General features: G+C 70.2%; 13 protein-coding genes, 2 tRNA genes and 1 other RNA gene. 8 read left to right on the top strand and 8 right to left on the bottom strand.

The features are described 5' to 3' along the window. The first annotated feature begins 317 nt into the window (after positions 1 to 317). Positions 318 to 1088, top strand: coding sequence for a lysophospholipid acyltransferase family protein (locus LR393_RS11560; RefSeq protein ID WP_231483852.1), 771 nt, complete (start codon positions 318 to 320; stop codon positions 1086 to 1088). Positions 1089 to 1162: 74 nt separating this feature from the next. Here LR393_RS11560 and LR393_RS11565 read toward each other — a convergent pair whose 3' ends face one another. Continuing rightward, positions 1163 to 1330: a hypothetical protein gene (locus LR393_RS11565; protein WP_231483853.1), complete on the bottom strand. Its 168-nt coding sequence runs from the start codon at positions 1328 to 1330 to the stop codon at positions 1163 to 1165. Between the two features lie 132 nt (positions 1331 to 1462). After that, the gene (gene upp, locus LR393_RS11570) at positions 1463 to 2098 is read right to left on the bottom strand and encodes a uracil phosphoribosyltransferase (RefSeq protein ID WP_231483854.1); all 636 of its coding nucleotides are present in this window, start codon (positions 2096 to 2098) and stop codon (positions 1463 to 1465) included. Between the two features lie 81 nt (positions 2099 to 2179). Between upp and LR393_RS11575 the strand changes: the two genes are divergently transcribed. Then, on the top strand, positions 2180 to 2632 hold the full coding sequence (locus LR393_RS11575; protein WP_231483855.1) for a nucleoside deaminase: 453 nt from the start codon (positions 2180 to 2182) through the stop codon (positions 2630 to 2632). 93 nt (positions 2633 to 2725) lie between these two features. Further along, positions 2726 to 2812 (top strand) — tRNA-Ser (locus LR393_RS11580). A gap of 275 nt (positions 2813 to 3087) precedes the next feature. Here LR393_RS11580 and LR393_RS11585 read toward each other — a convergent pair. Both LR393_RS11585 and LR393_RS11590 read right to left on the bottom strand, forming a co-directional pair. After that, positions 3088 to 4017 (bottom strand): DUF4388 domain-containing protein, encoded by a 930-nt coding sequence (locus tag LR393_RS11585; protein WP_231483856.1) that lies wholly within the window; start codon positions 4015 to 4017, stop codon positions 3088 to 3090. 91 nt (positions 4018 to 4108) lie between these two features. Next, a complete protein-coding gene (locus LR393_RS11590) occupies positions 4109 to 4447 on the bottom strand; it encodes a hypothetical protein (RefSeq protein WP_269327084.1) in 339 nt (112 codons plus the stop codon). Between the two features lie 402 nt (positions 4448 to 4849). Between LR393_RS11590 and LR393_RS11595 the strand changes: the two genes are divergently transcribed. Both LR393_RS11595 and LR393_RS11600 read left to right on the top strand, forming a co-directional pair. Beyond that, a complete protein-coding gene (locus LR393_RS11595) occupies positions 4850 to 5269 on the top strand; it encodes a hypothetical protein (protein WP_231483858.1) in 420 nt (139 codons plus the stop codon). Further along, positions 5259 to 6248, top strand: a complete 990-nt coding sequence (locus LR393_RS11600) for a hypothetical protein (RefSeq protein ID WP_231483859.1) — start codon at positions 5259 to 5261, stop codon at positions 6246 to 6248. Before LR393_RS11595 ends, LR393_RS11600 begins: the two co-directional genes overlap by 11 nt. A 22-nt stretch (positions 6249 to 6270) precedes the next feature. Here the strand turns inward: LR393_RS11600 and LR393_RS11605 are convergent, their stop codons facing one another. From LR393_RS11605 to LR393_RS11620, 4 genes are all read right to left on the bottom strand, one after another. Further along, a complete protein-coding gene (locus LR393_RS11605; RefSeq protein ID WP_231483860.1) occupies positions 6271 to 6771 on the bottom strand; it encodes a DUF4262 domain-containing protein in 501 nt (166 codons plus the stop codon). A gap of 106 nt (positions 6772 to 6877) precedes the next feature. Beyond that, a complete protein-coding gene (locus LR393_RS11610) occupies positions 6878 to 7444 on the bottom strand; it encodes a LytR C-terminal domain-containing protein (protein WP_231483861.1) in 567 nt (188 codons plus the stop codon). Positions 7445 to 7483: 39 nt separating this feature from the next. Next, the gene (locus LR393_RS11615) at positions 7484 to 7816 is read right to left on the bottom strand and encodes a type II toxin-antitoxin system VapB family antitoxin (RefSeq protein WP_231483862.1); all 333 of its coding nucleotides are present in this window, start codon (positions 7814 to 7816) and stop codon (positions 7484 to 7486) included. 154 nt (positions 7817 to 7970) lie between these two features. Further along, positions 7971 to 8058, bottom strand: a tRNA-Ser gene (locus LR393_RS11620). Positions 8059 to 8188: 130 nt separating this feature from the next. Here LR393_RS11620 and ffs point away from each other — a divergent pair. The 3 genes from ffs (at position 8189) to LR393_RS11635 (ending at position 12006) form a co-directional block, all read left to right on the top strand. Continuing rightward, an RNA gene (ffs, locus tag LR393_RS11625) (signal recognition particle sRNA small type) lies at positions 8189 to 8285 on the top strand. A 110-nt stretch (positions 8286 to 8395) separates the two neighbouring features. Then, positions 8396 to 11182, top strand: coding sequence for a DNA polymerase III subunit gamma and tau (locus LR393_RS11630; protein ID WP_231483863.1), 2787 nt, complete (start codon positions 8396 to 8398; stop codon positions 11180 to 11182). After that, positions 11179 to 12006 carry a serine hydrolase domain-containing protein gene (locus tag LR393_RS11635; RefSeq protein WP_231483864.1) on the top strand — a complete coding sequence of 276 codons (828 nt, stop codon included), beginning with the start codon at positions 11179 to 11181 and terminating at the stop codon, positions 12004 to 12006. Before LR393_RS11630 ends, LR393_RS11635 begins: the two co-directional genes overlap by 4 nt. Positions 12007 to 12046: the final 40 nt, after the last annotated feature.

Raw genomic sequence — 12046 nt, forward strand, 5'->3', positions numbered from 1 at the left:
TCGATGGTAGGGGTTCTGTCACGATTTACCGAATAATCCGTTGTGACAGAGTAGCGCCGCCCAGCCGATCCGCCGTTCCATGTCGCTCGTGTCAGCTTAAAGCTATGCATAACCAGACGTCATCGGTGGCCGCCACACCGGTGGTGTACCGATGTGGCACCTGATTCATAGATTTGCCGGTGTCACCGGTGTTCCCGCAGGTGGCCGACGGGTCGTGGTCGGACGGGCAACCCGGCCGGGCCGCATGTGGGATGCATCGCGCGGCCCGGGTCCACCGCCCTACCGGCCCCCGGGGTGGACCGCCTACAGTTCGGTCCGTGGCAGAGCTGGTCTATCCCCCGGTCATCACGTTGGCCCGCACGGCGTTCCGCGCCCTCGGCATCCGGTTCACGGTCGAGGGGGCTGAGCACATACCCGTCGAGGGCGGGGCGGTGCTCGCGAGCAACCACATCAGCTACCTGGACTTCACGTTCTGTGGTCTGGTCGCCCGCCCGCAGCGGCGCCTGGTGCGATTCATGTGCAAGGAATCGGTCTTCCGGAACCCGGTGGCCGGTCCGCTGATGCGCGGCATGCACCACATCCCGGTCGACCGGGCCGCCGGCACCGGCGCGTTCGACGAGGCGGTCCGGGCCCTCAAGGCCGGCGAGATCGTCGGGGTCTTCCCGGAGGCCACGATCAGCCGCTCGTACGTGCTGAAGGACTTCAAGACCGGCACGGCGCGGATGGCGGTGGCCGCCGACGTCCCGATCGTGCCGATGGCCATCTGGGGCGGGCAGCGGATCTACACCAAGGCCCGCAAGCCCGACCTCCGGCGGGGCAAGGCCGTCATGCTGAAGGCTGGCGAGCCGTTCCGGCCCGAGCCCGGCATGGAGGCGTTCCAGATCACCGCCGAGATCCAGAGTCGCGTCGGCGTGTTGCTCGGGGAATTGCAGGACCGGTACCCGCAGCAGCCCGCGGACGACGCCGACCGCTGGTGGGTGCCGGCCAACCGCGGCGGGTCGGCACCGACCCCGGAAGAGGGCCGGAAGCTGGACACGGCCGCCGCCGTGGCCAAGCGCCTCAAGGCCCAGGCGAAGCGGAAGAAGTAGCCCCCGGGTCTGTGGACCCAGGGCAAAACAAGGACGCCGGCTGACAGATGTCAGCCGGCGTCCTTGAGGGAACGTCAGTTCGACAGCATCGTGTCGAAGAACGTCCCGATCGAGTCTGCGGCACTGGTAAGCCAGTCCCAGATGTCGCCCACGAAGTTTCCGGACTGGCGCGGGTCGTTGACGACCGCGTAGATCAAGAAGACAACCAGGATGACCACGAGCGCTCGCCGGGTCCTCGTCACTGCGGCCTCCCCAGAGTGGTGTACTCAGGACAAATGTAGCGCTACGAGTATGTTCTATCCGTGTCGAGCTTGTCACGCATGGCTACTGCGCCAGTCTCAACCTCGGCTTGAGGTTGATAGTAGCGGCGGCGATCACACTACGCCGTACAAGCGGTCGCCCGCGTCCCCAAGACCAGGGACGATGTAGCCGAGTTCGTTCAGCCCGGGGTCCATTCCGCCCAGAACGATCTGCACGGGAGCCTCCTCGCCGACGGCCTTTCGGACATGTTCGACGCCTTCCGGTGCACCAAGGAGGCAGATGGCGGTGACATCGTCCGCGCCGCGCTCCATCAGGTACTGGATCGCCACGGCGAGCGTGCCGCCGGTGGCGAGCATCGGGTCCAGCACGTAGACCTGCCGCCCGGTCAGATCGTCCGGAAGACGGTTGGCGTAGGTGCTGGCCTCGAGGGTCTCCTCGTTCCGGATCATCCCGAGGAAGCCGACCTCGGCCGTCGGGATCAGCCGGGTCATGCCCTCCAGCATGCCGAGGCCGGCCCGCAGGATCGGCACGACGAGGGGTTTGGGCTGGGTCAGTTTCACGCCCGTGGCCGGGGCCACCGGGGTGGAGATCTCGTGCTCCACCACCCGGACCCCACGGGTGGCCTCGTAGGCCAGGAGAGTGACCAGTTCGTCAGCCAGGCGACGGAACGTCGGCGAGTCGGTCTCCCGGTTCCGGAGCGTGGTGAGTTTGTGGGCGACGAGAGGATGGTCGACGACGTGCAGGCGCATGCGGGCAACCTACCGGTGTCCGGGCCCTGGGGCCCTGTGGCCTGAGTCCCGTATCCGGGTCGAGAGGAAGGAAAGGTCTCGATGAGTGAGCTGGAGGCCTGGATGGGCCTGGCCCTGGAGGAGGCCGCGCTCGCGCCGGCGACCGGGGACGTGCCGGTGGGGGCCGTGGTCGTGGATCGCGCCGGGCGGGTCGTGGGGAGGGGCCGCAACGAGCGGGAGGCGGTCCAGGACCCGACCGCCCACGCCGAGCTCCTCGCGCTGCGTCAGGCCGCCGCCGCGACCGGGAGCTGGCGGCTGGACGGCGCCACGCTGGTGGTGACCCTGGAGCCCTGCGCCATGTGTGCCGGGGCGATCGTCCTGGCCCGGGTTTCCCGGGTCGTGCTGGGCGCCTGGGACCCGAAGGCCGGGGCGACCGGCTCGACCCGCGACATCGTGCGGGACGCGCGGCTGAACCACTGGGTCGAGGTGGTCGGTGGGGTGCGCGGTGGCGAGGCCGCCGGCCTGCTGACGAATTTCTTCGCGGAACGCCGGTAGCACAAGGGCTTTCGGGCTTCTGGGCCTGGACGCGGCGAGAACTGCCGGGGGCGGATTGGATGAAGCGGCCCCTGGTTCGGTAAGGTTCTCCACGGTGGCGTGTCCGAGCGGCCGAAGGAGCACGCCTCGAAAGCGTGTGAGGGTTTACGCCCTCCGTGGGTTCAAATCCCACCGCCACCGCTGTTGAAGGGTGTGGCTCTCCAGTACTGGAGAGCCACACCCTTCATTGCGTTTGGCCTCAGGTTCTTTATCCGGAATTCCTGATCACGGATTTAGAAGCGGCGTCGCCGAGGATTGCAGTGGCGATGCCCGTCCGTATCAGTGTGATTGCCGAGAGGCCTTCCGAAGGAAGTCACGCCCGTTGCTGAAGTGGCTGCGGATTTGTGCAGTGACTGGTGAACGCGTCCGCCCCTGTGAATGACGATCCGGCGAGGTCGGATTTATTAACGGCAAGGTCAGAGCCGTTTGAGTCCTTCGAGAACTCGAAGGGCGATGGCCACCCGGCTGTTCGGGTCCAGGTCTTCGGGAAGAGCGGCCGGACGCGGTGGTTCCGCCGGTCGTTCGGGGGTAGCCGGAGGAGTGGGAGAGAGGCTGTCACCGGCCGGATCCGCGTCGATCGGGCGGGGCCGGCGCCGGGGGAGCCGGTCGGGGGGCGGTGGGGTCGTGATCGGCTTCGACGCGGTCAGGATGGACGATGCGGAGACGACCCGATCGGTCTCCAGCGGCCCGGTCTCGGGCGGCAGGACCGGGGGTTCGGCGGGCGGGCCCGTCACCTCGGCCGGCGCGAGATCGGTTGCTACGGAATCGGCCTGCACGAGCCGGGCGACCCCGGAGGTGATCATCGAGGCGATGCTGCTCAGGGTCGCGCTGAGCGGGATGCCGGAACGCCGGGCCAGGGTGCGCGGGCTCTGGGCGCTGGTCAGCCGGGAGGTCAGGGCCCACTGCTGGGCGTCGATGACGACGGTCTTCCCGCGGGGCAGCCAGGACAGGCTCACCTCGTCGTCGGGGGCCACCCCGAGCGCTCTGAAATGGTCTATCAGATCGGTGATCTCGGCCAGCAGATGCTCGACGGCGAAGCGGTAGCGCCGGCCGGTCCAGTGCTTGCGGCCGGGCCGGAAGAGGGGGCGGTCACCCTCGACCCGCGGGGCCGAGAGCATCTCGACGCCGGCCTCGAGAATGTTCGAGCGGATCAGCGAGGGGAGTTCGGGGTCGCCGGTCTCCGGTACCGGGGGTACGCCGATGGTCTCCGCGTAGGTGACGTCGCCTTCGTGCAGGAAGAAGGCGCCGCCGGGTACACCACGCACTTCCAGTGCACCCGAACTACGGCTGATGGCGAGCACCCGGAGAACGTCGATGGCCGGATGCTCGGTTTCCTGGACCGTCATCGCGGGGAGCCGACTCTCTTCGAAAGGGGTTGGCGGAGCGACCGGTTCGCGACGACCAGGGTGGGCCGACGCGAACCGGACCGGGCGGGGGTCAAATTGTGAGCTCGCCCTCGATGCGCTTGAGGTGATGACGGGCCAGGGCCAGGTTGGCCTTGGTCTTGTCCAGCGCCAGATAGATGAACAGCCCACTTGCGGCCTGCCCCCGGACCAGCCGGATCAGGTGGTACTGGCGGCCCAGGGTGATCAGGATGTCGTCGATCGTCTCGGTCAGGCCGAGCGACTCCAGGGTGCGCATCTTGGCCCGGACAACCTCCGTGTTGCCCGCCGACGCGATCTCCAGGTCGAGATACTTGCCGCCGCCCAGACTTCCGAGCGACATTCCACTTCCGTAGTCGACCAGGCTGACGCCCAGCGCTCCGTCGATCTCCATCGCTTCTTTCAGCGCGGTATCGATGTCCACAGGAAGATCTCCAGTCTCATTTCGACGTTGACACAAGGGTGTGTCGGGTAAGGTCAGAGTGCCCGTTTCGGCGCATCTCGCTAGTTCATCGAAGTGGCCGGTGGGTAGCTGATCGAACCTGATCTATCGGGGCGCTTGTAACAATTCGTAAGCGGCAGAATACTGCACTCAGGCGGGGGCAGCGTCAAGAAGTCGGGTAGAAGACGAAAGAGAATCGAGTTCGATATCTGTGCCTCGTGATAGCGATGTGATAGTGCTTTGCCGGTTGTCAGAGCAGCTGCTGAGCAGGGTTTGATGCCGGTGAATGCACCACCGTCCCCCCTGGGCGTTCCATCGGGTGGTTCAGATGCGGTCCATGCTGTCCTGGCCCGGTTGCAGGGGCTCGACGGTCTGGTCACGGCCTGCCTGGTCGAGCCGGATTCTGCCTTCGTGCTGGACACCGTCGTGGGGAAGCCGGCCACCGAGGCCGACACCACGGCCGAGGCGCCCGACGACGGGGCCGTGGCGGCGACCATCTCGGCCGCGGCCAGCGATGTTGTCCAGGTCATCGGCCTGATGACCTCCAGCCTCGGCGACCCGGACGAACTGGAGGACGTCACGATCACCTTCGGGCGTAAGCACCACCTGATCACGCCCCTGCCCGAGGCCGGGGTGGACGGGCTGCTCGTGGTCGTGACCCTGGACCGGGCCCGCACCAACCTTGCGCTGGCCCGGCAGCAACTGCGCGCCCTCGGCCCGCTCCTGCGCCACGCGATCCAGCCTCCGGCGATCGAACCCGACCATGGCTCCTAGCGTCTGGGGGCGCTGGACCGGCCGGGGGCGGGCCGGCGACAGCACGCCGCCACCGGTCGCACCACCGCCCGAGTCCGAAGAGACCGCGTACGACCGGCTCTTCGACCTGGCCGAGGACCAGGCCACCGGCGCCCTCTACCTGAACGGTCGCTGGGGCGGCACGGTCTACCTGGTCAGCGGCCGGATCGGCTACGTGGAGTCGGTGCTCACCCCGGGGATCGAGGCGCTGCTGCTGCGGCCGACCTACACCGACGAGCGCAGCTGGGCCCGGTTGGTGTCGTCGTTGCGCCGGGGCCGCATCGACGCGGCCGTCTCGGCCGCCTCGCAGTTGCTGAGCGGCGACGCCACCTCGGCGTTCGACGCCGAGGTGCTGCGCCGGACCGCTCTGGCGGACGCCGCCCTGGTCACCCTGGGCGCCGTGGTGCCCGACGCGACCGGCGCCGTCGCCCGGTTCCGCCCCGGCGCCTGGCACTGGTGCGAACCCGTGCGCACCTTCAGCGTCGCCGAGGTCCTGACCGAGGTCGAGCGCCGGAAGGCGGTGCTGGGCCGGATGACCCGCGGCGTGCGGATGGACGCGCCGATCCAGCGTTCGCCCCAGCTGCCGGTGGAGCGGATCCGCCTGACGGCCACCCAGTGGAACATCGCCGCCCTGGCCAACGGCACCACCACCCCTCTCGACATCGCCTGGATGCTCGGGCACGGCGTCTTCGCCACCACCGTCGCGATCCACCAGCTGGCCCGGCTCGGCGTGATCAAGGCCGGCCCGGCCCCCACCTCTGCGGTCACGGTGCCCCCGAGCGCCGTGCCCACCTCCGTGCCGGCGCCCGGAACGGTGCCGGAGACCTCGCCGAACGGGATCCGGACCGGGATCGGGGCCCCGCGCCCGGCCCGGCACATCCCGTCGTTCCTGCCCTCCCGTCCACTCCGGATCGATCTCGACGAGGCGCAGGAGCGCCAGCGCGGACGGGCCCAGGTGTAACGGGCCCGTCCGGAAGGGTGGATCAGGCGTGCGGTGGCCGGCCGAGCAGCGGCTGCCACCAGGTGCCCCCGGTCCAGTCGAACTCCCAGGGCCAGTGCCCCTGGTCGTCGGTGTAGACCACCTGCAGGGCCGGCACCAGGCCGGCCGCACTGGCGTAGATCTTCTGGGCCTGCACCAGCCGGCGCGGGTCGTCCACCCCGACCAGCTGGAGCTGGTGGATCTCACAGCAGTGCTCGACCAGCTGGTCACCGGCGATCAGCCGGAGCCCGCACCGGATCTGGTCGGCGAGGTCGTCGAGCAGCGTGGTGGCCTGCCACGCGTCCAGCCCGGTGACCACCAGTTCGGGATGCCCGTGGAAGCGGGTCATCCCCACCGTGTAGGTGAGGCAGGGGCTCCCGCCGCCGCCCTCGACATGGACGTAGCCCCAGCCGTGGAGCTCGATGTCGCTCCGGCTCTTCTCCAGGATGGCCTCATCGCTCCACCCATCGCACTTCAGACACATGGCGACCCCCCGCCTGCTCATCAACCCGTTCGGTGATGTCTTTCCACACCACCTGATGACGTTTGACGACATTAAGCGCCACCACCGACAGTCTTGCCCGGGCCGGAGGACCGGGCCGTCGTCCCGCCTACACGGAGGAGTCGGTCGAGATCCGGCAGCCGCGCGGGGTGGGTCCCGCGGCGATCGCCGCGGCGGCCTGCGTGCGTTCCCGCATCGCCTTGTAGCGCTTGCCGATCACCACGTCCACGGAGTGGTCGTCGCGGGCCCGTCCGTCCGGCAGCAGTTTCACCCGGCCCGGGAACTGCCGGGCCACGGTGCGCGCCAGGACCTTGTCACCGGAGCCGTACCGGACGGTGACCGCGATCGTCTGGGCGCCGTCCCGGGCGTTGGCGACGTCGACCACCCGGAACTTCCGGCGGCGCAGTTCGTCGGCGACCGCCCCGGCCAGGCCCCGCCGGTCGGTGCCGTTGTAGACGTTCACCGAGGTCTGGTTCGGCCGGCTGACGGTCTGTTCCGGGCAGACCGGACGGTTGCGCCCCGGTGCGGTGACGACCCACCAGCCCAGGGAGTTCCCGAGGGCTCCCACGCCGGCGAGCAGGACGCCGAGGAACAGTGCGGTAAAGGTCAGGCCCTGCCGGCGGCGCCGGCGCCGGGCCCTCTCCTCGCGGGTCGGGACATGTGTGCTGGACCCCATCGGCCAACGCCCCCCTCGGGCACGGACGGGTCGGCCGGGTCAGCCCCGGGGCGCAGCCCCCACCTGGCCGTCCTGAGCATCGATCACCAGGACCCGGGCGTGCAGCACGGGACGCTGGTGCAGCGCGGCACGAACCGCGCGGTGCAGACCATCTTCCAGGTAAAGCTCACCCTGGTACTGAACGACATGGGCGAAGAGATCGCCGAAAAAGGTGGAGTCCTCGGACAGGAGCGCATCCAGGTCCAGGGTGCGCTTGGTGGTGACCAGGTCGTCCAGCCGGACCTGGCTGGGCGGCACGTCGGACCACTGCTTGGACGTGCTGTACCCGTGATCGGGATACGGACGGCCCTCGCCGACTGCCTTGAAAATCACCCTCAGGATTGTGTCGTCTCTGTCGTCGCCTGCGCCACTTTCATGGCGTTGTGCAACCGAATTGCGACGATCCGTAGATGGTCGGAGCCGGGGCCCGAACGACGTACGGCGGCCGATTCCTGCACGCTGAGGTGCAGAAACAGGCCGCCGTAGCTGGCGGAGGATAGGGGATTTGAACCCCTGAGGGCGTTAACCCAACCCGCTTTCCAAGCGAGCGCCATAGGCCACTAGGCGAATCCTCCGTGGGAGAGTCTAGCCAGATCCGGGGAGTGCTTGTGCACGCGGGGTCCCCCGGCGTGGCCGAAGGACTCCCGGGAGGCTCCCGGGCGGGGGGCTGGTTCAGCCCCGGGCCGGGATTCGGTACAGTGGTGCGCAGACCCCTCGTGCGGCGTCACCCAGCTGAACTCCCCCAGGGCCGGAAGGCAGCAAGGGTAGGCAGGCTCTGGCGGGTGTGCGGGGGGTCCTTTTCATGCCCGGGTCCGGCCCGCCGGCGATCGGACCGCAGGCGATCAGGTGGACTTCTCCACATCTTGGATTCGAGCCTGAAGCGTCCACCCCAACTGTCCTAGGCTGACGGCCGTGACGACCGCTCTCTACCGCCGCTACCGGCCCGAGTCCTTCGCCCAGGTGATCGGTCAGGAGCAGGTCACCGGGCCGCTCTCGGTCGCCCTGACGAAGAACCGGGTCAACCACGCCTACCTGTTCTCCGGCCCGCGTGGGTGTGGCAAGACCACCAGCGCGCGCATCCTGGCGCGCTGCCTGAACTGTGAGCAGGGTCCCACTCCCACGCCCTGCGGTACCTGCCCGTCCTGCGTCGACCTGGCCCGTGGCGGTCCCGGCAGCCTGGACGTGGTGGAGATCGACGCGGCCAGCCACGGTGGTGTCGACGACGCCCGTGACCTGCGTGAGCGCGCGGCCTTCGCGCCGGTCCGCGACCGCTACAAGGTGTTCATCATCGACGAGGCGCACATGGTGTCGCCGCAGGGCTTCAACGCCCTGCTGAAGATCGTCGAGGAACCCCCGGAACACATCCGGTTCATCTTCGCGACGACCGAGCCGGAGAAGGTCATCGGCACCATCCGGTCGCGCACGCACCACTACCCGTTCCGCCTGGTCCCGCCGGAGCGGCTGGTGCAGTACCTGGCCGAGCTCTGCGAGCAGGAGGGGGTGCCCGCCGGCAAGGGCGTGCTGCCCCTGGTGGTGCGCGCCGGCGGCGGTTCGGTGCGTGACACGCTCTCCGTGCTGGACCAGCTGATGGGCGGCGCGGGAGAAGACGGTCTCACCTACGCCACCGCGATCGGCCTGCTCGGCTACACCGACTCCACCCTGCTCGACGACGTGGCCGACGCCCTGGCTGCCGGGGACGGCGCCACGGTCTTCCGGGTGATCGACCGGGTGATCGAGTCGGGGCACGACCCCCGGCGGTTCGTCGAGGACCTGCTCGAGCGGCTGCGTGACCTGCTGGTGGTCGCGGCGGTCAAGGACGGTGGGCACGCGGTCTTCCGCGGCATGCCCGACGACCAGCTGGAACGGATGCGCAGCCAGGCCGGCCGGTTCGGCTCCTCCGAGCTGTCCCGGGCCGCCGACGTCACCAATGCCGCGCTCACCGAGATGACCGGTGCCACCTCACCCCGCCTGCAGCTGGAGCTGTTGTGCGCCCGGTTGCTGCTGCCCGCGGCCGACGACGAGCAGCGGGGTCTCGGCGCCCGTCTCGACCGGCTGGAGAAGCGCATCGGTTCCGGGGCCGTGGTGGCCGCGGCCCCCGGAGCGCCCCTGGCCGGGTCGTCGGGTCCGGCCTACGCCGAGTCGCCCGGCCCCCCGTCCCGGTCCTCCGGCCTCGCCGCCGTCCGCGCGGCGATCGGCAAGGGGGGAACCGATACTGTACCCGAGAACGGTCCGGGGGCGGCCTCCGCGGGTGCCCCGGCCGTCCCGGAATTGAGGACGACGAACACCTCCACCGCATCAGTGACCGCGGCCCCGGCCGTTCCGGCCGCCTCGTCCGAGCCGATCGCCCGGAACCCGGTGGGCACGTCGACACCGGCGACCCCACCGCACCGGGAGAGCGTTCCGGAGCCGGCTGCCGCATCACAGACCCCAGCCGCACCCGCGCAGCCCGTCCAGCAGCAACCGGTCCAGCAACCGGTCCAGCAACCGGTCCAGCAACCGGTCCAGCAACAGCCCGTCCAGCAGCAACCGGTCCAGCAGCCGGCCCAGGCCTCTCGGCCGACCCAGGCTCCTCAGGCGACCCAAAATCCTCAGGCGACCCAGCCGTCCTCAAATGGCACCGGTGACCTGGAGGCCGTGCGGCGCAACTGGACCGAGGTGCTCAACGCGGTCGCCTCGATCAAGCGCACCACCTGGAGCCTGGTCTCGCAGTACGCCCAGGTGCTCGACTACGACGGCAAAAGGCTGCTGCTCGGCTTCGACTCGGCCGGTCGCGCCCAGTCGTTCGGCCGCGGCCCGCACCCCAACTTCGTGCGTCAGGCCCTGATCGAGGTGCTCGGCCTGGACTGCATCGTCGAGGCCGCCGTGACCTCGGAGTTCCAGGCGGGAGGCGGCCGGCCCGCCGCAGGACCGTCCGCGCCGTCGGGACCGTCCGCGCCGTCGGGACCGACCACGTCCGCCCGTTCGGCCCCGCCGGCCGAGGTAGCTCCGCACTCCGCCCCGCAGCCCCGCCCGGCCCCGGAAACTCAGGGCTCTCAGGGCTCTCAGGGTCCCCGGAATGGCTGGGCCGAGCGCCCGGCCCCGAGCTCCGCCCCGAGCTCCCCGCCGAGTCCTCCGTCGGCCTCGGCCTGGACCGAGGTGTCGCAGAACCAGCAACCGCCGGCCGGTCTGACGTCCCCGGCCGCCCCGGAGTCGTCCGGAGGCGTAGGACTGGCCACCCGCGAGGTCATCCAGGAGGCCCCGGTCCGTTCCGTCGGTGCGGCCGCGGCCCGGGCCGTAGCCGCGGCGGCCGCCGCCCGGGCGGCCGAAGGGCAGACGGGCCCGAACCCGGTCGCGAAGCCGCAGGACAAGCGCGGCCAGACCGCCGCACCGGACGACGAGCACGCCATGCCCACCCCCGCGGCCTCGCCCTACGACGACATCCCGCCCGACCTGAACGAGCCGATGCGGGAGGACGAGGCCCCGCCGGACAGCAGCTGGTCACCCTCGCGGGGCGGCCGGCCGCAGAACCGGCCGAACCCGGCCCCGAAGCCGGCGGACCCCGCCCCGGGCACGGTGAACGTCGCGGCCCGGGAACGGAAGAACGTCGTCGACCTGGATGAGGACACGGGCGGCGAGGATCTCGACAACCCGCCGCTGGTGGGCGTCCAGGCCATCGAGCAGCTGCTCGGCGGCCGCGTGATCGAGGAGCGCGACCTGTGAGCGCGCTCGCCGGCATCGACGACTGGGAACAGCTCTGGGGCGTGCCGAACACGTCGGCCGCCGTGATCACGGCCGACGGCACCGTGGTGGAGACCCGGGGTGACCAGGACCACGAGTTCGCCCTGGCCTCGGTGACCAAACTGCTGACGGCCTACGCCGTGCTGGTGGCGCTGGAGGAGGAGGCCTTCGCGCTCTCCGACGCGGCGGGCCCGGAGGGGGCGACGGTCGAGCACCTGCTGGCGCACACGGCCGGGTACGGGTTCGACTCCGGCTCGGCCGCGGTGACCCGGCCGGGATCCCGGCGGATCTACTCCAACCAGGGCATCGAGGTGCTCGCCGGGCACCTCACCGAGGTCACGGGCATCGACTTCGGCACCTACCTGATCGAGGCCGTGCTGACGCCGCTGGGCATGACCGCCACCTCGCTGCCGGGATCACCCGCGGCGGGCGGCCGGAGCACGGCGGCCGACCTGGCGAAATTCGCCGCCGAGCTGCTGAACCCGCGGCTGATCGACCGGCAGACCCTGGACGAGGCCGTGCGGGTGCACTTCCCGGGGCTGTCCGGGATCCTTCCCGGCCTGGGCCGGTTCGACCCGCTGGACTGGGGTCTGGGTTTCGAGCGGAACTTCGCCCGGCCGGGCCACTGGGCCGGCACCCAGATCTCGCAGCAGGCGTTCGGCCACTTCGGGGCGGGTGGAACCTTCCTGTGGGCCGACCCTGACCACGGCCTGGCCTGCGTCTGCCTGTCCGACCGGGACTTCGGTGACTGGTCCAAGCAGGCCTGGCCGCCCCTCACCGACGCGGTGATCGGCGGGCCGGGGTAACTCGTCCGGGGGACGTCCCACCGCGACTGCAGGCGTGGGA

Source organism: Kineosporia mesophila (assembly GCF_021129235.1).
Taxonomy (GTDB): domain Bacteria; phylum Actinomycetota; class Actinomycetes; order Actinomycetales; family Kineosporiaceae; genus Kineosporia; species Kineosporia mesophila.